25 protein-coding genes and 2 pseudogenes are annotated in these 21005 nt (G+C 30.8%); 11 read left to right on the top strand and 16 right to left on the bottom strand.

From position 1 onward, the window contains the following. Window positions 1-345 precede the first annotated feature (345 nt). A complete protein-coding gene (locus tag G9F71_RS10180; RefSeq protein ID WP_187353441.1) occupies window positions 346-738 on the bottom strand; it encodes a hypothetical protein in 393 nt (130 codons plus the stop codon). Here G9F71_RS10180 and G9F71_RS27270 point away from each other — a divergent pair. Then, window positions 737-859, top strand: a complete 123-nt coding sequence (locus G9F71_RS27270; protein ID WP_258881144.1) for a hypothetical protein — start codon at window positions 737-739, stop codon at window positions 857-859. The two genes, G9F71_RS10180 and G9F71_RS27270, sit on opposite strands and share 2 nt — an antisense overlap. Before the next feature lie 382 nt (window positions 860-1241). Continuing rightward, window positions 1242-1505, top strand: coding sequence for a hypothetical protein (locus tag G9F71_RS10175; RefSeq protein WP_164948387.1), 264 nt, complete (start codon window positions 1242-1244; stop codon window positions 1503-1505). A 71-nt stretch (window positions 1506-1576) separates the two neighbouring features. Here the strand turns inward: G9F71_RS10175 and G9F71_RS10170 are convergent, their stop codons facing one another. Both G9F71_RS10170 and G9F71_RS10165 read right to left on the bottom strand, forming a co-directional pair. Further along, the gene (locus G9F71_RS10170) at window positions 1577-1732 is read right to left on the bottom strand and encodes a hypothetical protein (protein ID WP_202017899.1); all 156 of its coding nucleotides are present in this window, start codon (window positions 1730-1732) and stop codon (window positions 1577-1579) included. 170 nt (window positions 1733-1902) lie between these two features. Continuing rightward, on the bottom strand, window positions 1903-3180 hold the full coding sequence (locus G9F71_RS10165) for an FAD-dependent oxidoreductase (RefSeq protein WP_164948388.1): 1278 nt from the start codon (window positions 3178-3180) through the stop codon (window positions 1903-1905). Between the two features lie 324 nt (window positions 3181-3504). On the opposite strand from G9F71_RS10165, the pseudogene G9F71_RS10160 reads away from it, so the two are divergent. The 3 genes and pseudogenes from G9F71_RS10160 to G9F71_RS27580 all read left to right on the top strand — a co-directional run. Further along, window positions 3505-3886: pseudogene (locus G9F71_RS10160) on the top strand (glutathione peroxidase); the annotation flags it as partial. Window positions 3887-3905: 19 nt separating this feature from the next. Next, on the top strand, window positions 3906-4235 hold the full coding sequence (locus G9F71_RS10155) for an Rpn family recombination-promoting nuclease/putative transposase (RefSeq protein WP_164948390.1): 330 nt from the start codon (window positions 3906-3908) through the stop codon (window positions 4233-4235). Continuing rightward, a complete protein-coding gene (locus tag G9F71_RS27580; protein WP_164948459.1) occupies window positions 4172-4375 on the top strand; it encodes a DUF4351 domain-containing protein in 204 nt (67 codons plus the stop codon). The genes G9F71_RS10155 and G9F71_RS27580 overlap by 64 nt, the downstream gene beginning before the upstream one ends. 156 nt (window positions 4376-4531) lie before the next feature. Here the strand turns inward: G9F71_RS27580 and G9F71_RS10145 are convergent, their stop codons facing one another. From G9F71_RS10145 to G9F71_RS10120, 6 genes are all read right to left on the bottom strand, one after another. Continuing rightward, window positions 4532-5716 (bottom strand): VCBS repeat-containing protein, encoded by a 1185-nt coding sequence (locus G9F71_RS10145; RefSeq protein WP_164948391.1) that lies wholly within the window; start codon window positions 5714-5716, stop codon window positions 4532-4534. Between the two features lie 335 nt (window positions 5717-6051). Further along, the gene (locus tag G9F71_RS10140) at window positions 6052-6705 is read right to left on the bottom strand and encodes an SdpI family protein (RefSeq protein ID WP_164948392.1); all 654 of its coding nucleotides are present in this window, start codon (window positions 6703-6705) and stop codon (window positions 6052-6054) included. Continuing rightward, complete coding sequence (locus G9F71_RS10135; RefSeq protein ID WP_164948393.1) at window positions 6689-6991, bottom strand: autorepressor SdpR family transcription factor; 303 nt, start codon at window positions 6989-6991, stop codon at window positions 6689-6691. The genes G9F71_RS10140 and G9F71_RS10135 overlap by 17 nt, the downstream gene beginning before the upstream one ends. A 216-nt stretch (window positions 6992-7207) precedes the next feature. After that, window positions 7208-8092, bottom strand: a complete 885-nt coding sequence (locus tag G9F71_RS10130) for a VOC family protein (RefSeq protein ID WP_164948394.1) — start codon at window positions 8090-8092, stop codon at window positions 7208-7210. Window positions 8093-8420: 328 nt separating this feature from the next. Then, window positions 8421-8960, bottom strand: coding sequence for a GNAT family N-acetyltransferase (locus G9F71_RS10125; RefSeq protein ID WP_164948395.1), 540 nt, complete (start codon window positions 8958-8960; stop codon window positions 8421-8423). A gap of 172 nt (window positions 8961-9132) precedes the next feature. Further along, the gene (locus tag G9F71_RS10120) at window positions 9133-9393 is read right to left on the bottom strand and encodes a CD3324 family protein (RefSeq protein WP_164948396.1); all 261 of its coding nucleotides are present in this window, start codon (window positions 9391-9393) and stop codon (window positions 9133-9135) included. Window positions 9394-10169: 776 nt separating this feature from the next. Between G9F71_RS10120 and G9F71_RS10115 the strand changes: the two genes are divergently transcribed. Together G9F71_RS10115 and G9F71_RS10110 are read left to right on the top strand one after the other, a co-directional pair. Further along, window positions 10170-10679, top strand: coding sequence for a 2'-5' RNA ligase family protein (locus tag G9F71_RS10115; RefSeq protein ID WP_164948397.1), 510 nt, complete (start codon window positions 10170-10172; stop codon window positions 10677-10679). An 856-nt stretch (window positions 10680-11535) separates the two neighbouring features. Next, window positions 11536-11946 carry a hypothetical protein gene (locus G9F71_RS10110; protein ID WP_164948398.1) on the top strand — a complete coding sequence of 137 codons (411 nt, stop codon included), beginning with the start codon at window positions 11536-11538 and terminating at the stop codon, window positions 11944-11946. Between the two features lie 76 nt (window positions 11947-12022). Here G9F71_RS10110 and G9F71_RS10105 read toward each other — a convergent pair whose 3' ends face one another. The 3 genes from G9F71_RS10105 to G9F71_RS10095 are packed head-to-tail and all read right to left on the bottom strand — an operon-like array spanning window position 12023 to window position 14043. Next, window positions 12023-13411 carry an MATE family efflux transporter gene (locus G9F71_RS10105; protein ID WP_164948399.1) on the bottom strand — a complete coding sequence of 463 codons (1389 nt, stop codon included), beginning with the start codon at window positions 13409-13411 and terminating at the stop codon, window positions 12023-12025. A gap of 49 nt (window positions 13412-13460) precedes the next feature. Further along, entirely contained in the window at window positions 13461-13664 is a 204-nt protein-coding gene (locus tag G9F71_RS10100; RefSeq protein ID WP_164948400.1) for a hypothetical protein, read from the bottom strand. Between the two features lie 10 nt (window positions 13665-13674). Further along, window positions 13675-14043: an HIT family protein gene (locus G9F71_RS10095; protein WP_164945616.1), complete on the bottom strand. Its 369-nt coding sequence runs from the start codon at window positions 14041-14043 to the stop codon at window positions 13675-13677. A 551-nt stretch (window positions 14044-14594) separates the two neighbouring features. Here G9F71_RS10095 and G9F71_RS10090 point away from each other — a divergent pair. Continuing rightward, a complete protein-coding gene (locus tag G9F71_RS10090) occupies window positions 14595-15617 on the top strand; it encodes an Rpn family recombination-promoting nuclease/putative transposase (protein ID WP_164948401.1) in 1023 nt (340 codons plus the stop codon). Window positions 15618-15681: 64 nt separating this feature from the next. Here the strand turns inward: G9F71_RS10090 and G9F71_RS10085 are convergent, their stop codons facing one another. Together G9F71_RS10085 and G9F71_RS10080 are read right to left on the bottom strand one after the other, a co-directional pair. Beyond that, on the bottom strand, window positions 15682-16479 hold the full coding sequence (locus G9F71_RS10085; RefSeq protein ID WP_164948402.1) for a nitroreductase family protein: 798 nt from the start codon (window positions 16477-16479) through the stop codon (window positions 15682-15684). A gap of 121 nt (window positions 16480-16600) precedes the next feature. Continuing rightward, window positions 16601-17047: a MarR family winged helix-turn-helix transcriptional regulator gene (locus G9F71_RS10080; RefSeq protein WP_125005344.1), complete on the bottom strand. Its 447-nt coding sequence runs from the start codon at window positions 17045-17047 to the stop codon at window positions 16601-16603. A 253-nt stretch (window positions 17048-17300) separates the two neighbouring features. On the opposite strand from G9F71_RS10080, the gene G9F71_RS10075 reads away from it, so the two are divergent. Continuing rightward, complete coding sequence (locus G9F71_RS10075) at window positions 17301-18059, top strand: hypothetical protein (RefSeq protein WP_164948403.1); 759 nt, start codon at window positions 17301-17303, stop codon at window positions 18057-18059. Window positions 18060-18093: 34 nt separating this feature from the next. Beyond that, on the top strand, window positions 18094-18870 hold the full coding sequence (locus tag G9F71_RS10070) for a protein-glutamine gamma-glutamyltransferase (RefSeq protein ID WP_164948404.1): 777 nt from the start codon (window positions 18094-18096) through the stop codon (window positions 18868-18870). Window positions 18871-18996: 126 nt separating this feature from the next. Here G9F71_RS10070 and G9F71_RS10065 read toward each other — a convergent pair. Next, window positions 18997-19326, bottom strand: a pseudogene (locus G9F71_RS10065) (YmaF family protein); the annotation flags it as partial. A gap of 256 nt (window positions 19327-19582) precedes the next feature. On the opposite strand from G9F71_RS10065, the gene G9F71_RS10060 reads away from it, so the two are divergent. Continuing rightward, complete coding sequence (locus G9F71_RS10060; protein ID WP_164948406.1) at window positions 19583-20254, top strand: hypothetical protein; 672 nt, start codon at window positions 19583-19585, stop codon at window positions 20252-20254. Between the two features lie 109 nt (window positions 20255-20363). Here the strand turns inward: G9F71_RS10060 and G9F71_RS10055 are convergent, their stop codons facing one another. Further along, window positions 20364-20945, bottom strand: a complete 582-nt coding sequence (locus G9F71_RS10055; protein ID WP_164948407.1) for a DUF5105 domain-containing protein — start codon at window positions 20943-20945, stop codon at window positions 20364-20366. Between the last annotated feature and the right edge of the window lie 60 nt (window positions 20946-21005).

Here is a 21005-nt window from a genome sequence, read left to right as displayed (position 1 = left end):
TGTTCCATAAATAATTATTTTTTAAAAGGATTAACTATTTTTTCTTTGATTTTTTTAATAGTAGATTCAGTTAGTGATTCCAGAATATTTTTAGGTTCCATACTTGTTATCTCCCATGAATTAGTTTATTTTGAACTCCATAATAAGCATATAATTTCTAAATTTGTTATTTTTGCTTTAATACATGATATTAGATACATTCTAAAGGGAATACCATGCATTCAGCCTATTGTTAGATATTGCAGTTAAGTGTTAATTAAATTCTTGTTAAATTTCACAAAATTTTAATTAAATTTAATTGCTGCAAACCCACCTTAAGCAATTAGCAGTTGTGGTGATTGTATCTTACATATAACTGATAAATGGCAAAAAAATAATGAATGGCACTAATGCCGATTCATCGTCTTCCATCAAATTTTCTTTTAAATTTCTCACCTTACCCCTTAGATTACTCACATACCCTATATACCGAGGAATAAAATGCACATGTTCTATAGTTTGCCTAGCATGGATTTTTACAGTTATCCCTATGTTATAGCCAGCTTTGCCATCATTATAAGCCTTCACTAAAAAGTTACTTGTGATTTTAGCTATAAAAGAAGATATAAATATGCTATTTCCAACCTCTTGAAGCCATATAAATAAGAAGTCTGTACCGGTGCCTGTTAAGCCTCCATTTATTTTAGGAATAAATGAGAGCCCCACCTGTAGCATTAGTGGTAAAATGGGTATATTCATGGAAGAAATATTTACTATGCTTAATGAGCAAGCTATTGACATAAAGTACTTTGAGATACCTACAGACTATACGGAAGCTACGGATTTCAATGACTTATACAATAGTCTTAGTCTATGTTAAATATAAGTAACCTCTAATTGATTTCTATCAAAGCTAAGTTCTTGTAGCTATACTTAGCTTTGATGTATTTCTTTGAATATTTCTATTCTAATTTAGCGCTTTTTTTAATATCATAGTTTTCATACTTTATTATTTTTCAAATATACATTAAACTTGAATATGCTTGCTTTTATAATAATTTTCTCTGACAAGGTAAAACCTTTTATTATGGACATATTCTTTATTCTTCATACAATATTATTCCTATAACTATAAGTGATTTAGACTTATTAAGTCAATTTTCATTCCATATTTTTCAGTTAACTATTGTTATATATTCTATCCTACCTTTTACATTGCATAGACTTAATTATATTATCATTTAAAATATTGGAAGAGTTTTTTGATGTTTACTCATTTGAATTTGCTTATTCACATAAGTAGTATAGGATTTTTTACTGCATGGATTGGAACAATGGTAGGACTGCTACTTTGTTTTATAACTACAGATAATGACAGAAGAGTTAAAGGTACTGTATTAGGGTTTCTTGGTGGACTTATGCTTGCTATAATTTGCTTTGATTTAATCCCAGAGTCATTTGAAAACAGTAATGTATATATAAACCCTTGGTATATTTATTGGGCTTATTACAGCCCTATTACTTGATAGTGGTATTAGTCATCATAATTTTGAAGGCTTGAATAGTAAAAAGCAGAGATATTTAAAAGTAGCATTCTTCATGGCAATTGGTACAGGACTACATAATATACGGCTGCAAGTGCTAAGAATATAAGTTTAACTCCCATTGCAAAAATTATATTCTGCCAAGCAATTCTTCTTGTTCCTTTTGCTATTTTAATCTCGGAAACTATTTTTGATGGTTCATCGGTCATTATAACAATATCACATTATACCAATTTCCATAACTCCAAATTGTTGTTTATCCATAATGTAAATTCCTCCTCTTAAATAACTGTAATATATGTATACTTTTTTCAAAATGATTAGAACATAATTTATATGAAAAGGTCAACCTTTGAGGCTGACCTTTCCACTTCTTACTCTATATAAGTTTTTCATTAAATATATTAGTTAAGTTTAAATTTTCTACTTTCTCACTAATTGTATCTATATCCAAAGTATAAAGTCCTATTTCCTGCATTCTCTTAAAATACTCTGCTCCCGAAAAGGTGTATCTGTTTCTTCTTCCTTCTTCAGATTTCATTTTTTCATTTACATAAGCGATTATGTCTCCAACTGCTAGTAATCGTGGTAATATCAAAAGAGGCATTCCTAGATAGTCTTTTATTGCATTGTGTCCTGCTAAAGCCCCTGTTATCATAGCTTCTGTGTGACCTATAAATAAACCTGCCTTCTCTCCTGCACAGAATAAATTATCTAGGTCTATAACCTTCATACTATCTTCTCTTGGAGCTATAGATAGATATCTTATTGAGTTTCCAATTCCACCTGCATATGGATCTACATATTTTGCGTTTTCAAATCCTTTAATTTTTCTTAATTTTGCTAATGGATAAAATGGAGTCATGAGCTTAACGTCACCTGTATCTATTAGAACCAAATTTTCTGCAAACTCCTTTAGGGCATACTGCTGACATACCTTTTGTTTAAGTTTATCTAAATTTATATCTTCTGCTGGAACTTTTACAATAGCCACTCCTGTTTTATCCAGTTGCTCTACAATATCACCAGCTAATGAACCCTTAGCTAGTTTACAAGAACCGCTAAAAGCTCCAAAAACGCCTTCTTCCCTTTCTCCTTTTAAGTCTTCAATACCCGCTTTATTGCTTATGCTTACTCTTCCACCAAAAGCTGGACATCTTAAAATACACATTGCGCAGCCATTACCATATTTTATGCAGTTATTCATTGGGCCCGCTGAACCGGTAGTTTCTATAAATACATCTGCTTCAATATATTGTTTATCTGATAAATATATCCCTTTTATTTTATTGCCTTCTTTTTTAACATCTATTACTCTTGTTATCATGTTTACTTCTATATCCATAGCTTTTAAATATTTTCCCACCGCTGGTTCAATCTTGTTTACATCGCAAAGCCATGCATTTTTATGACCCGGGAAATCGATATTTTTATGTTTGCTATTTTCATCAGTCAAATGTATTAGCTCTCCAGCCCCTAATGCTATCATTTCTTCTGCAGCAGTATATCTTCCATTATTTCTCATTATACCACCTACATTACCAAGCCCTAAAAGCATATCTGTTTTTTCATATAATGCCACTTCTGCACCAGCTTTTTTTGCTGTAATTGCTGCACTACAACCAGACCATCCACCACCGATTACTATAACCTTCAAAATATTCTCCTCCTTCCAATTTTAAATTTCTTGCTTTTTTATACTTGTCTGCCTGCTTTTAAGGCAGACAATTTAACTTCAACAGTTTTCTAATATATTCTAATTATATTTCAGATTAATAAATTTTATGAATACTATATAATCATATGAAACTAATTGGAGATTATTAACACAATAATTATAAAGTTTTTAATTCAAAAGGTATGATAATATTATTTTTTATGGGATGTCTAGAATGCAAATTTCTAGAATAAGATTATAGTTCTTACGAAAGTTTAAGTCGCGCGTTATAATATAGATAATTTATATAAAATGGAGGAAAAAATGTCAATTTATGATTTAAAAGCAATAACAATTGATGGTGATGAAGTTTCTTTGGAACAGTATAGGGGAAAGGTACTGGTTATAGTTAATACGGCAAGCAAGTGTGGATTTACACCGCAGTACCAAGGCTTGGAGAAGCTTTATGAACAGTATAAAGATGAGGGCTTCGAAATACTGGACTTTCCTAGTAATCAATTCTCCGAGCAGGAACCGGGTGAAAGTCATGAAATAAAGAATTTCTGCACACTTAATTATGGAGTGAGTTTTCAATTGTTCAAGAAGAGTGATGTAAGAGGAGAAAATGCTCATCCGCTTTTCAGATATCTCACAAAAAAAAACAACTTTCAAAGGTTTTGATCTGAGTCACCCTAAGAACAAAATCTCCCTACCGTCGAGTATAAATGTTATCCACAGCCACTTCCGCAAGCTGTTTCCTATATAATAAAAAAAAAGAAATTAAAAGAAAGAGTTTTAGACTTCCTGCAGTCGTTCCTATCGTTCTTTACAATGGTACTAACAAATGGACCTCTGCTAGAAATTTTAAGGATATTATAACTGGTAGTCAATTGTTTGGAGATAATATTTTGGACTTTAAATATATACTAGTAGATATTAACAGATACTCTAAGGAGTATTTGTGTGAGTTTAAAAATATTGCCTCAGCCATATTTTTATTAGACCAAGATATAAAAGAGAGGGCAAGAAAGAGGGCAAATCCGAACTTCTTATAAAGCAGCTAATTGAAAAATTTAATGGACTTTCTGATTATTATATAGAAAATATTGAAAATTTGCCTGAGGAGTCTATTGATCTGATAGCAACGAATATCTTTGATTTAGAAAAAATTGAGGATATAAAAAAATACTTATAAGAACTAATACTCTCTATGGTTATAAAAAATATTGCAAATTAATTTTTTAGTTTGAGAAAAATAATTATAGCAACCTTTTGGGTTGCTATAATTATTTCTACTTTGAGGTAAAGTAAATATTTCAATTATAAGGTTTCTACATAGAATTAGTAAATGCTATTGAATTTTAATATCATCAATTTTATAATCTTTTCCCTCAATATTAACAAGTTTTGTTTTTACTTCAATTATTTTTTCTTCTGGAAATATTGTCGTACCATTTATTTTAAAAATTAGCACCTTAATTCTCCACTTAACCGCTATTGCATCATTAGCAGTAATTTTACTATTGTACTCTGCTTTATCATCAATGTATTCTATTAGCTGAGTTGATAATATATTTGATTTTAACTGGTTCAAGAATTCAATATTACGTTTATCAGCAATCCATTCTTTTGTGAAAATATCATCTAAATATTTTATTTCAGTTGAACTAATGTCCTCTGGAGGTACACTATTTAGCATACTCAACAAAATTTTTATTTTATCAAACCCCATACCTGCATCTAAATCATAGTAAATCTTTTTGTACTGATTTTTTTGCCATTGATAGTATATTTGTTCATACCCCGACCCATATAGACTATTATTAATTACTATTTCTGCTATCTTATCTCCTGTTATATCCTCGAACATAAATCCCGTATAAAACCCACTAAATATTATTTTATATTCTGAGCCATTCCATTGATAAAAATATATATCATTTTCATGTGTCATACTTCCCCAAGTTATTATTTCTGGTATATTATCATTGTTCACATCCGCAACTATCATATTTAACTTCCAGAATGGGGTATAAGGAGCTATAAACCCATAGTTTTTTGCATTGGGTTTGAGTCTATATGTATTTCCATTATGTTGCACTATTTCAACCACATAACCTTGATTTTTTTCATCTGCAAGGATTTTAATTTTGTCATTGATCTTGTCTCCTGTAGTGTCCTTTTCAATTACTTCTATAAGTTTGTAGCTTTCAGGATATGATGTTGCATAAGCTTGTTTTGGATTATTGGCTATAACTGAACGTTTAATGATGTATTCATTAAATTTTATAGAAGATGGATCGATATATGATGCTATGGCTTTAACTTCTCCGTTCTGGCTAAAGACTGCCTTAATAAATTTCTCAGATTGATTTTTGACAGCATGGTACAATTCTTCTCTTGAATGTCCATGAGCTTTATCATGATTTTTCATGTCGGAATCCATAATACTAGTAGCCGAAAAAGCAATTACATTTAATGGTATGATAAAAATTATTAATAACGCTAAAAGTGTAGTGACTAAGAATTTCTTCAAATTTATCACCTCGATAATAATTTTTAATAGTATTTTGTCCTTTTTAAAAATTATTAACCATAGTATCTCTTATTGTCATTTCTTGTTTTGGTATATGTATATTTCACATTTTTTTAATTTTTATTTGTAAGAAAACGCATGATTTTCCTGTAGGTGCATTTGGGAACATTATATCATTTATAGTCTCCTATTTACTGATAACCTGTTCAACAGGTGAAAAGTGGAGTTATTATTTTAAGCCTTTTACATCTGTTGGATTGCTCGCAATCAAAAAAAAATGGATAGGCACTAAATTTCTATCCACTATAATACATATTGGAGGTTATTTATATTCCCTATAGCTTTTTAAATATAACGTAAGAATATATTATTGGAACAATGGAAATTACAGATACTATTACCATTAAAGCTATGAAAGAAGAAGTTGCGCCTCCAAATATTGCAAAGGTTGCAGATATAATACCTCCACCTACCCATAATGGTGCAGCCATTCGGTGAGTTTTAACCCACACTTCTTCGTTTGCAAGAGTCCATGGAGTTTTTATTCCAACAAAATAATTATGCTTGAATTTTCCCATGACATTTCCTATCGCAACAAATAATAAAGATGTACCTAATCCTACAAACATACCTACATTTATATGATATCCAAGTGCAACTAGCAACACTGTAGCCTGAATACCTGCAAAGAGCATATGGAAAGAATACCTTATTAATTTATATGCAGATGGAAATTTTGCATAATTTGCTTTTTTAGGGTCTACATACGGTAGAAATATAAATAGAAAATAAAAAGCTAAATTCATTAAAGGAATTCCAAAGGCTCCAAAAAATCTACCCGAATAACCATCAATTTGTCCTTTAATATTCCAGTGGCTTGGAATCTTGTTTGGAAGGCTTGGATAAAAGTATAAACTAACAATAAAAGTTAAGGCAATTATAGCGATAATAAACCAATCCTTTTTTATAAACTTAAGAATCTTTTTCATTATTAAGATCATCTCCTTCGTTATAATGAGTTACATCAAAAAACCAGCCAATAACTTCTTGGAATACAGTGGTATTTAATGAATAATAAATGTTCTGCCCTTTTCTTTCATCACTTACAAGGTCAGCTTGTTTTAACATATTCAAATGATGAGAAATACTCGGTTTTGTTATATCAAAATGCTCCGCTATTTCACCAGGAGTAAGGGATTCTTTCTTAAGAAGCATTATGATTTTCCGCCTAGTTGGATCGGCTAAAGCTTTAAATGGCAAATTCAAAGCAGACATACAATCTCTCCTTTATTTAGTTATTAGATAATTAGATAGTTGTCTAATTATCTAATAACAGTATATTATATTTACTTAAAAAGAGCAACGGATATAAAAAAACCATCTGGAATTCAGATGGTTTTTTACTGTACATAGTTTTACTTACTTTTCGGTTTAGTAGTATCACTATTACCTGTAGTAATCTACGTATTTCATGTATAATAACTGTTTAAGTTAACGTCCTAAACGTGCTTTCTCCAAAGCATTTAAATCAAATTTTTTCATTTTTAGAAAAGCCTCTGTTACTCTTTTAATTTCATCATTTGTACCATGCATTAATATTTCCTCCATATTTGATGGCACAATCTGCCATGATACACCAAATTGGTCCTTTACCCATCCACATTGCTCTGCCTCAGGAACAGCAGAAAGTTTATCCCAATAATAATCAATTTCCTTTTGGTCCTCGCAATTTATAATGAGTGAAAATGCCTCATTGAAATTGAAATCTACATCATATCCATTATCCATGGCCGAAAAATCAAGACCGCAAAGCTTAAAAGCAGCATAATTTACTTGAGCTTTTGATGACTCCGCTTCATCCTTGCCATATCTACTTATTAAGCCTATTTCTGAATTTTCGAAAACCTCAGCATAATACTTCAGTGCTTCTTCGGTTTTTCCACATGAAGAATTTGAGAAAAGCAAATTTGGTGTAATCTTTTGAACCCTTTGCCCACTATCAACAAGCATCAATTGCCAGGACAGCCCATAACGATCTTGTATCCAGCCGTACCACTTGCTAAATGGATATTCAGCGAGTGGCATCAATTCGATCCCACCTTCTGATAATGCTTTCCATTTAGTATTCACTTCCTCAATAGAGTCACAAGCTACCATAAGTGAAATCGATGGGTTAAATTTGAAATAAGGACCTGCACTTATTGCAGCGAATTCTTGCCTTGCTAATTCAAAACTTATACTTTCCACATTTCCTGAAGGGGTATCTCCGATAACTGTCTCGTTTAAAATCTTAGAGTTTTCAAATAAACTGGTATAGAATGTTGCCGCTTCTTTGGCTTCTTTGTCATACCATAAATGAGGAACTATTTTTTGCATATTTTTCTCCTTCCTAAATCATAATTTTACAAAATTTTTCATAGTCTTTTAATACAAACTATATAATAACATTGTACCAATTAATTTCATTTAATAACCATAAATAATTCATTCTGCTTATATTGCTATAGTTTTTTCATGTTTTGTGAGGTTACATGGCATCATTCTCCAAAGATAAAAATCTGCCTTGTAAAATATTTCAATTAAAAAAGCTATCAAAATGTGTTTTACATTTTGATAACTTTCTACTAACGTGCCCCCGGGAAATTTTCTGAAGGAGCTTGCGACCGAGGTTGCTACTGTTTAATAATATTGTGTATTTATATACTTAACACTTAAAATCATTCCAATTTACTGGGGTGGTTTCTCCATTTTGCCAATCTTCTTTTGTAATGCCATAACCAATTGCATCATATGGTATTCCATCGTTACCTACCCATGCTTTTCGATGGTGTGCTTCTTTAGCAAAACCACACTTATGGAATACACATCTCATAGCATAATTATCTTGCCTTGTATCAGCTTCTATCCTTTCTTTATCAGAAAAATTATTAAATATATAATCAACAAGCCACTTGACAGTAATTGTCCCAATTCCCATACCTTTGTACTTGCTCAAAATTTTTATATCAAACATGGGGTCACCATCTTGTAAATCATGAATCCTTATCATTCCCACTTTTGTATCCTGGTCTAAAATAACCCAAAATGTTTTGCAGTCATCCCCAGTATAATACTGGTTTTCATAGCTCGCTCTAATCCTTTCTGGATTTGGGCTGGGTGTTCCATAAAATTCCCAAGTATCTGATGTTAAAAATTCTACAAGAGTATCAATTTCATCTTTAAATTCTTCAAAGCATATTTTCATTATTTTATTTCCTCCTAGTGATTTTAAATATTTTACCTGTGTACTAAATTACAGATTATTCCTTTGTCATCATTATATACGCAACTCAATAAATAATAAATTCCGACTTTATCTATAATCATTCTACACCTAAAAAAAACTGGGGTTGGTATATTTCCAAACCCCAGTCATATCACTTTTTATATAAAATTTTTCGTATTGTTTCAAATGCTAATCCATATTCTTGTGATATTTTTTCTAGATCATAGCCATTTTTATATTGTTGTTTTATCTGTTTATTTCTATTTTCAAAATAACCTCTAGAACCATTTTTTTCTCCCCATCCTATTTGTTTTTCTCCACTAGGTATATATAAGATTTCACCTTTTATATGCTTTTGAATTTCAAATAACAAATATTCCGGTAATACTTCCGCCGCATTTAAATATTTCATAATATCCGCTCCTTATTTATCTTTTATAAATAAAGTGCAGAGTTAAGCAGCTAGTTATTCTATTGCCCCCATACAGAAGTAATTTATACTATTGCTTACTCTGCATGGGATAATTCCAGACTGTCTTCCAGCATGATTTTCTTTGTCATTCAATTCTCACCTCGATTTAATATATGATTTTATGGGTATGAGAATATCACATTACTAATTTATATTAATCTGTCTCTTATATAAATACTCTTTTCTTCTCAATATCCAATAATACTCCATTTGTTTTATTATAGAATATATTTCTATTGATTGCAAATATTAGGTCTCAGCTACATCAGTTATCAAAATTCACAACTGACTATAATCTCACTTTATCCATTTTAAAATCCAACCTCCTCATTTTAATTCATAACAGGAATGCTCCTCATTTTCTTATTTGCTTTTTTTGTAATCACATTTGCATAGTATCATTCGCCAAAGATAAAAATTTGCCTTTAAAATTTAAAAATTCTGATGCAAGGTTAAAAGATTTTAAAATTAGGGAAGCAATTTATATTTAATTATGTTAAATATTTGAAAAATCACATTACTATGTTGTATAATTAAATACAGATACAATAGTATTTCATTATGCATTAGGATATATTATTCCTTTTATTCCTATGAACCTTTAATAGTATTTTTGACTTAATTTGTAAAATTAATGAAATATTTATTTTATTGCATAGGAAAAAATAAAAGATGAATGATTACAGAATTCTACGAATTACAAAGGAGTGATTTAATTGAAAAGGGCAGTAATTTTATTTCCAAAGTTTAATAACATCGATACTATTAACAATATAAGAGGAAAGTACGACCCACTTGCAAATTACATTGGACCTCATATTTCAATCGTTTTCCCATTTGAAAGTGATTTGACAATAAATGAATTAAAAGAGCATTTCAATAAGTCATTGAAATGCATAAAAAAATTTAACATCATGCTTAATAACATTACAGGTGATTATAGAGATGGATATTTATTTCTTAATGTAAAGAAAGGGAATGATAATATTATTGAATTACATGATAAGTTATATAGTGGATTATTAGAAAAGTTTATATTTAGAAAGGTAACATATTGTCCTCATTTAACTGTTGGCAGGATGTTTGACCAGAAGGAATTTGATGGTGCAGTTGATGAATTAAATTGCCATAATGAAATTTATGAAACAGTAATTGATAAAGTATTTGTAGAAAATATTGATTCGGATGAAAATTCAATAATTGAGTTTACATTTGATTTAGAATAAATTTTATAATATTTATAAATTCGATAAAATATAGAATTTATTCTATTAGGACTTAGCGAATGATGAACAATGTTTATAAAATGTGAATTAAGGAAAGCCATTTTTGGCTTCCCTTAAAAATTGCCATATTATCAACACTGTTATTAAACATAACCTAAAAAATAAAAAAGCTATCAAAATGTTTATTACATTTTGATAGCTTTTTGAACATCTATATTATAACCAAGCTTTATATTTTAAACAACGGCCCATTGAGCACTTAATAATTCCTTCTACTCAAATTGTCTCATCATCAATTACATTTATTTAAATAATTCTTTTATATTTATTGATAACTCTTCAAATACATCATTTAATTCCATAAAAAGCTCAAGTACCTATTTAGAAGATTCACCATAATCAATATAATCACCTAAAAAAATACTCTTGCTTACATTATACTATAAATTTTACCATTACTGATTTCATCATTCTTATAAGTATAAGCTTCTGTAATTCTACAAGACTGTTTGAAAGGTAATATAAGCGCATTGCAGCACAATATCTAAATCAATATGCTGGAAAGTATTGCAAGCAGAAGTGCACAGTGGTACTATTACAGTGCACTTGCAAATTCCGGTGTGGGTAACAAAATCATATCCCTAAATCACGCAAAACAGCAGTTCATACGGAACCAAATAGTTTTGAATATCAAAGAATATTAAGTCAAATACAAAATAACAGTCGTGTGTATCAGTAGCAAAGCCAAAACTTTGGCATGCCCATAAACAGTTTTATCAAACTATGTTTAGGCTTTTGTTTTGCAAAAATATTCTGTGGTTGCTAATGACTACCGTATTAATGAGGAGTGAGTAAAATGGGAAATTTAAAAAATAAATTAGCACAGTTTATGTATGGCAGATATGGTACAGATCAACTGTATAATGCTTTGATTGTGGTATATTTTGTTTTAATAGTTGCTAATGCTTTTATCAGTTCTGCTATTATTAGGATTTTGATGTCCGCTGTTCTGATTTGGACTATTTTCAGGGCCTTATCTCGAAATGTTTACAAAAGACGCATGGAAAATGAAAAGTTTATGAAGATTTGGAAACCTGTTAAAGTGTCAGGTTCTTTGATGATTCGCAGAATTAAAGAAATTAAAACACATCGTTTTCGCAAATGTCCACATTGCAAGAAGGTACTTCGTTTGCGACGAACGAGGGGAAAGCATACAGTTAAATGTCCTTGTTGCAATAAGGACTTTGAACTGCAAATTCTACTGTAAGTAACTTTAAAAACCCTAGTATTAAATGAAAATGTTGAAAAAGGGTAGGCACTAACTGCCTACCCTTTTTCACTTGCTAATTATCTATTTTCACTTTTAATTTAGAAAAATCAATAAGCTTCATCCCTCTTATTTCCGGATGTCTTTTTAGAAATATGATAAACCAACTTGTTAATATTAAACCTTTTAGAATACTGCTAATGCTGATGCTCCACCATACCCCACTAAGTCCCAAAAACATTGACAATAGAAGTGCTCCTGGTATTCTAAGCATATTTAGCACAATACCTACTATTGAAGGAGGCATTGTCCTTCCAAGACCGTTAAAGGCTCCTGCTGTTGTCATTTCTATACACATGAAAAGCTGTGAAATTCCAAGTATTCTCAAATACACTATGCCATCCTTTATTACCGCTTTTTCCGAAATAAAAATAGAAAAAATAGGACTAGGAAAAAATATTAGAAGACAGGATGTAATTGTTCCAATAATTGAAATAATAGCTAAAGCTGTAAAATACCCCTTATAAATTCTGTCCCATTTTTTCGCTCCAAAATTTTGACCTACAAAGGCACTTAATGCAGTTTGAAACCCTCCAGCTGTCATCCATGTTATTGATTCTATTTGTGACCCAACGCTTTGCACCGCAATAGGAGTTGATCCCCACCGTGATAGTATCCTAGCTATAATCATTCCTATAACCGTAAATACTCCACTTTGCACCGCAACAGGCAATCCAAACTTAACAATTTTTCTCATATGAAGCCAATCAGGTTTTTGTAGAAAATTCACTCCGTCAAAATAATCAGTTTTCTTTGTTATGACATAAATAAATATTGCTGTTACAACAAACTGGGCAAATATTGTTGCAATAGCTGCCCCTTGAACTCCCATTCTCGGAAATGGTCCTAGTCCAAATATTAAAATAGGATCAAGTATAATATTAACAATAAGCCCTACTACGTTTATTCTAAAAGGCGTTCGACTGTCTCCATGTCCATTGAATATTGCTGTAAGTACAGGTGGTAAAAAGAAAAATATCATCCCAGCAGAAACTATAACAATATAACTTATTGCCATACTAACAATATCCTCACCCTTAATGTTAAAAAAACCTATAAGCTGTTTTCTAAATATTATCAATGTAGCCCCATACAAAATAGCAAAAACTATATTCATTTGCACTGAATGCCTTATATAGCTTTTGGTCTCTTTTATATCTTTTCTCCCTACAGATTGGGATACTCCAACCGCTGCTCCTATTTGAGGGATTGTAATAAAAGCGAAAGCAAACCAAGTAAAAAATCCCGCCGCGCCTACTGCAGTAACAGCCCTAGACCCTAATCTACCAACCCATATCATATCTGTCATACTATAGGCTGATTGTATCAGCGATGTTCCCATGATAGGTATTGCTAGAATTATAAGTTTCTTATAAATATTTCCCTTAGTTAAATCAATTCTCATTAAGTGATCCCCCCGCTTAATTCTCATAAAATATTTATAACTTCACAATCTATTGGTCCTGTTCCAATAACTGAAAACCTATAGATTTGCCTAATGCCGATTCATCGTACTCCATCAAATTTTCTTTTAAATTTCTCACCTTACCCCTTAGATTACTCACATACCCTATATACCCAGGAATAAAATACACATGCTCTATAGTTTGCCTAGCATGAGTTCCTACAGTTATTAGGATGAAAGGATTTATTAGCAATATTATAGACCTACTCCACCAGTGCCTCTTTCAAATCCCTAACTCCACCTCTAGGATTACCCACATCCCCCACATATCTAGGAATCAAATGCACATGCATATGCTCTATAGTTTGCCCAGCATAAGCGCCTATATTTACGCCTATGTTATAGCCATCTGGTTCGTATTGAATATCAAAAATTTCTTTTACCTCGTGCAATAAGCTATATATTGCTTTAATTTCTTCTTCTGTGGCTTCAAAAAAATTTGAAAAATGTCTCTTAGGTATAATTAAAGAATGACCTTCATTTACTGGAGAATGATCTAGTATTGCAAAGGTGTATTTATTTTCTGCTATTATTTCTGATTTATTGTAATTACAAAATATACATTCTGACATTGTTTTTGTCTCCTTTTAATATTTCGTGCAAATTAATTTACACTATATTTCTTTATTTATATTATGCTATGACTCTAATGTATCACAGTATATACTTCTAGTCTATCAGTCACATCACCTATATATCTGGCTACGAGGCAGTAACTCCTGCTTGAAATAGTCTTGGATTGGCTCTATTTCAGTTTCTTCAAAAGTTATTGAATAAATTTTGCAACAATAATCTCTTCTACACTATTTACAGTATATGTTATCACCAAGCATTTCAAAATTTTCTGCATAAATAAATTAACAAGTATTCTTACTATTTTACCACTTTCACCTACAAACGAGCAATAGGTATAGCTTCATCAATCGAATTTTAGGTGCCACCCACGTAGCAGGTGGGATGTTGCAAAAAAACAATGCATAGGAACTATCTTTCTATCCATAATATCCCTGATGTTTTTTTAAAAAAATCTCCGCAATGCGAATATATGTTCGCATATTGGTAATAATATTATTATAGCATATGTTATTTAAGCATAAAATTTGATATAATTAGGAGTGTTAATATGAGTTTTAAAAAAGATTTAAACAATATTCATGATAAGAGTTATAAAGATTTATTTTCTACTAAGGATGCTTTTTTATCCTTTGTTAACACCTTTGTTCAAGGAGAGTGGGCCGGTCAATTAGAAAAGGACAAATTAATACTCAGTGATAAGTCTTACATTTTGTCTGATTATGAGGAATTAGAATCCGATATAGTATACACCGCAACTATTGGAAAAGATGACATAATATTTTATGTTCTTCTAGAACTTCAATCCAGTGTAGATCATAGCATGCCCATACGGTTGTTAATGTATATGGTAGAACTCTGGAGAGATATATTAAGAAATAGTGAAAAAAAAGAAATTAAAAGAAAGAGCTTTAGACTTCCTGCAGTCATTCCCATCGTTCTTTATAATGGTACTAACAAATGGACATCTGCTAGAAATTTTAAGGATATTATAACTGGTAGTCAATTGTTTGGAGATAATATTTTGGACTTTAAATATATTCTAGTAGATATTAACAGATACTCTAAGGAGTATTTGTATGAGTTTAAAAATATTGCCTCAGCCATATTTTTATTAGATCAAGATATAAACGCTATAGAATTTTTGGAAAGATTAAAAAATATAGTAATTAATTTTAATAGTTTGACTTATGAGGAAAAACTATTATTAAAAGGATGGATTAAAAACACGACTAATAACAATGATATAGTTAACATGAATGAGTTAGTAGAAAATATATTTAATAATGAAATGGAGGTTGAATCAATGGTTTCTAATGCATCAAATATATTTGATAAATTTAAAAAAGAAGCAATAAAAGAAGGTTTAGATGAGGGCAAGAAAGAAGGCAAGAAAGAAGGCATGAAAGAGGGCAAATCCGAACTTCTTATAAAACAGCTAATTAAAAGATTTAATGGACTTTCTGATTTCTATATAGAAAATATTAAAAAATTACCTGAGGAGTCTATTGAGCTGATAGCAACAAATATCTTTGATTTAGAAAAAATTGAGGATATAAAAAAATTCTTGTAAAAAGAAAAAAAGTCACTAATGAAATAACACATTCATTAGTGACTTTTGTCTTCTTATTTTTATATTAGATATAAGTAACCTCTAATGGATTTCTATCAACTAAGTTCTTGTAGCTGTATTTAGGATATCCAACCATAACAGCAGCTGTTATGGTTTTTCCTTCTGGAATATTAAATAATTTAAGCAGTGGAGAATCCTTAAGGGATGCACAATACTCAAAAAATCCAGCCCAACAAGTTCCAAGTCCTAGTGATGGGGCAAATAATTCTAAATAAGTCAAACAAGAAATAGAGTTAGCCCTCCCATTTGAAAAGTCTTTGTCCGCAGTAGTTATAATTAAGTTTGGCGCACCACGTAAAATTGAATCAACTCCGCCTTCCCTGTAGATATTGATTAATCCTTTTAATGAATTTTTCAGTGGAGAATTTTCTATCATGGCAATAGTAAGCTCAGTAGCTTTTTCAACTAATTCTTTGTCCTCAACTACCACAAATGATATACCTTGACCATTGCCTCCAGTAGGCGCGAGTCTTGCAATATCAACTAATTTTGTTAATTTTTCTCGTGATACAGATTTATCTTTATAATTTCTTATAGAACGACGTGACCTTAAAAAATGCTCCGCCTGCTCTGCATTTAGTTTAGGAAAATCTTTTGCATCAACTTGCTTATCTAATGGTGTTTTTTTATTATCTATAGCGTTACTAGGACATATAGCAACACAATGTCCACAGGCAATACAATTGGTATTTGCTATTTCTTCTGGTCCCTTTTCTCCCATCTTTAGAACATATGCTGGACATTCCTTAATACATTGTTGGCATTTAATACATTTTTCTTCATTTACAGTTATAAGATCCATTCTATTCATCCCCTTGTTAAAATTAAGTTTTAGCTGTATACCCTAAAATAGACTTTCCTAATTATTAGTTATCCAGTTCCTTATATTTTATATGTATATACATACATTATGCTAAAAAAATTTACTCCACTAATTTTTCAATATCCTTTAATGTTTTTAATAATTCCTCAATTCTTTCTTTTCCAATACCATCCTCAATCTTACTTTGTGCTTTCTTTAATATAGGTATAGCCACTTCAAGAGTCTTTAATCCTTTATTAGTTATAGTTATGCACTTTTTTCTAGAGTCCTGTTCTTCTTTCTTAATATCAATATACCCACCCGTTATAAGTAACTTAACATTTCTTGTTACAGTACTTTGATCCATGAGTAAGATGTTACCAAGACTCGAAACAGAAATATTTTCATTCAAAGAAATATCCAACAATAACAAGCATTGAGTACTCTTAAGTCCAGTTGGTTTAAGCATTTTGTCATAAAATTGAGTAATTGTACGAGTTGTTTTTCTTAAGTTACCACAAGCACAACTCTGTGTATTTTTATTAATAGACGAAATTAAGCAGCACATAAATTCAACTCCAGTACAATATATGTATATACATATACTATAATAAAGTTAAATTTATGTCAAGTATGTGTTAATTCAAAAAATTTATAGATTTTCCATTTTCATTATATCCATGAATTCTTTGTATAGCTAACCTCCATCTAAATTACTTTTACTTTTTGCCTCATATCTTTAACATTATGTCTACATTGATAATATTATATAATATGGTTTTTTATTTATATTAAAAATCTAGAAATGAAGGAGGGATTATATGTATTTAACTAATATAGACACCTCAAGTTTTTCAAAGATTCAATATTTATATTCTAAACATATGGAACTAGGCTATCCTGTTTTAAAAGGTATGTTTGAAAGAGGTATCGCTGAGCATGGGTTAAGCAATGAAGATGATGAATTTTTAGATGTTGTTGCCCTGCTTTTAATAAAGATTCACAAAGATAAAACAATTTTACCTATTATAGTAGATATGATTTTTTTTAGAAACAGAAAAGGTCTTTTTACTCATGATCTAATCTGGGCTTTTTTTCAAGCAAGAGATCCATATAGCTTAATGTTAATTGCTAATTATTTAATTTCAGAAGACGCAAATGATGTTAAGCTAGCATGCAAACTTCTAGATTTTGTACCTTCCATAGATATGACCATGGGGAAAAATAGTGAAAAACAATATGTAGCTTTTTTTTATTGGCTTGAAGAGAATTATCCATTTTTATATTTTACGGGGGAAAGTTTTCAGAGAACCAGTAAGCCTATACCCTATATTGTAACTTTAGATGCCAAATATCTATGCAAACAGGTATCACCTTATACTGGAAAAACCTTCATACCATACACTGCAAAAGAAAACAACTTATTATATTATTTTAACCACTTAGATGAAAGTGACAAGCTACTTCTATCAAGCTTCTCATGTGCAACCCATTATGAAAATATATATTTATGGAAATCATGGATTAACCATTCCATAATTAAGCAAATAAGCATTGCTAAGGCTAGGCTAGAAACCTAACAATTGATATTATAACTAATTAAGGAGGCTTTAAATGATCATAATTTCTAACAATATTTTTAACATCGATACTTTTATAAATAAATATAAACCAAATGATATTCAGATAGATATCATTACTAGGATGAGTTTAAGCAAAGACTTATATGAGTATGATTCATTAAATCAATTGCAGTTTGAATTAAAATTAAGAAATAATATTGTTATTGCTGCTAAAAAACTCAATGAAGGCAATATGTCCTTTAAAACCTTTCGTAAATCAATCTGTAATCTTGATTATTGGGATCGTACTTATGAAGGTGGATTTGTATTAAAAAAAGGAATAACTCCCAGTTCAGCTATAAATGATATTTCTATAAATAGTTCAAAATATGGTACTGAATGTTCCACGGCAATTATTATTATTTATTATCAAGCATTGCTTAATACATTTGCAGAAAAAGATTTTAATGAGCTATTCCCTAAAATACAATTAATGAATTGGCATTATATAGATGATGCGCTAGAGGATGCAGGTTATTTAGAAAAACGAAGTGATTATTTCCCAGGAGATAGAAGATACTTTGCTAACCCTGATGTAAACCCACTAAAGCCTGAATGGCAAGGAGAAAATGTTATAGACCTAGGTAATGGACTTTATTTTGGGCATGGTATAGGCATAGGAAATGCTGACGAAATAATTATTGAATTAAATAAATTTAGAATAAAGGACGCAAAATTATCCGCTTATTTACTAGATTCAGCTGCACGCCTAGATTTTAAAAATTTAGCTGATATATATTTTAAATTTCTTTCATCATCCACCAATTAAATTTCGTTATTAAAATTAATGATAATAAAGCTAGATATTCTAAGTAGGAAAATATTTAAACCAGCGATTTACTTGGAAGCATAAGAGGCACTGCCTTTACAGCAATGCCTCAACTCTACATTTATACTAGGCTTCTTCAAAGATTGGAGCATCGATAAGTGTAGCAAATATTAATTCATGGAAATGGTCATCATTAACAGAAGTTTTAGCTTCTACAAAATGGACATGCTTGCCATCGCCAACAGGTATCTGTAGGCCAGAAGTTGCTTCAAATTCATGAAAGTGATCAAAAAAATCTGTTCTTCCTTTAACTTTATGAACATGTCCACCTCTAACTGGTATTGCAGGACTTGATACTCCAGCAAATCTATGATTATGAGGATCATCCTCTAATTCAGCTAATCTAGTGCTCCCCTCAAATTCGTGGTCGTGAAGTTGTTTTTTTTCACAGTCACAACAAGGATCACACTCATTGTTACAACAATTGTTATGATGACAATCATTTTCCCAAAAATCATCACAACAATCTCTTTTTTCAGACTTTGACATAATATCACTCCTTGTCCTTCGACAATATATAATATGCAGCATAATTGAAAATGACACAGATCGTTTTTTTTGAACTTTTCTTAAAACTGGGCATGCGGAACTTTTGTAACAAAACAATAAAAACAGAATAGTATGAATGGTGAATATTATTTTGGAGGTACTTATGTACAACTACCGTAGTAAAGATTATGAAAATCTTGGACAGAATATGCCCATGATGAATATGCCTATGAAGGATATGCCTATGACGAATATGCCTATGAAGGATATGCCTATGAAAGATATGCCCATGAAGAATATGCCTATGACGAATATGCCTATGAAAGATATGCCCATGAAGGATATGCCCATGACGAATATGCCTATGACGAATATGCCTATGATGTATATGCCTATGATGTGTATGCCAATGATGAATATGTCTGCGATGTGTATGCCTATGATGTGTATGCCTATGTATGATGAAGATGATGAATATGATGAAGATGATAAAGATTTAAAAAGCATGTATCCTAAGATTTACATGAAGATACATCCTATGGTAAAGCATCATTGTAATATGCTGGAGTCCATACATGGCACAATGTATTCCCCTAGTAAGGAAGAAATGGATCATATGTGTAAAGAAATATGTGACAAGTACGAAGAACACCATAAAGATGAGGATGATCGAAATGATAATAATGATATGAGACAAATACTCGGACTAGGCAGGAGAGGTCCAATTGAGGATTTAACTAGAGTACTGTTTATTAGAGATTTACTTGGAAGAAGAAGAAGACGAAGAAGAATGTTCGATCATGGATTCGATCATGGATTCCATCATGGATATTAGGATTAACGGCTGATAATATGATGAAATAACCCCAGTCATCCTATGGTGTACGAGTGAATTAAGCAATATAAAAACAGCCAATCTTCTGAGGAGATTGGCTGCTTTTATATTAGGGAGCTACTGGTGTAATCGGCTTACTAGCTAAAGCTTTACTCATATTTCCAGTAAGTGCATTTTGCAAATCATCATTACCTTCAATTAACCATCCTTTATCTCCTTTTACAAGCTTAATGTCAACATCAGTAGTAGTTTTTGGTGCATTAGGATCATTAATAGAGTTGCTAAAAGATGTCATTATTTGAGCCTGTGTATCACTTTTCTGGCCTGACATAGCTTGAGTTAGTAATTTAGGCAACATGTCAGCAATTAATTTACTATATATTTTCGGTAAATCAATGGATGTTACTTTAGTTCTTACCACTGCATTCTTGCCAGTAACGCTGGAAGATACAATAGTATAGCTGACTTTTGAAAGAACCGATTTAACTATTTTCTCCTGATTCGCATCTGTATACTTGAAACTATCTTTAGTTTTATCTTTGCTAATATAACTTTCCATAGAAACGATATCTGATTTTTGAGCACTGGTAAAGAAATTCTTCACTGTAGCATCAGGTTTCGCGCCACATGCTACTAGTGAGACTGAAAATAGTATAACTGCCATGATTTTCAAAGTTTTATTGTTTTTCAAAATTATTTCCCCCTTATATTTTAGACCATAAGTAAAACCATTCTAACATATTAGTTCAGC

The sequence above is a fragment of the Clostridium sp. FP2 genome (assembly GCF_011065955.2).
In the GTDB taxonomy this organism is placed as follows: domain Bacteria; phylum Bacillota; class Clostridia; order Clostridiales; family Clostridiaceae; genus Clostridium_AD; species Clostridium_AD tagluense.
This window is presented reverse-complemented; position numbering and strand designations above follow the sequence as displayed.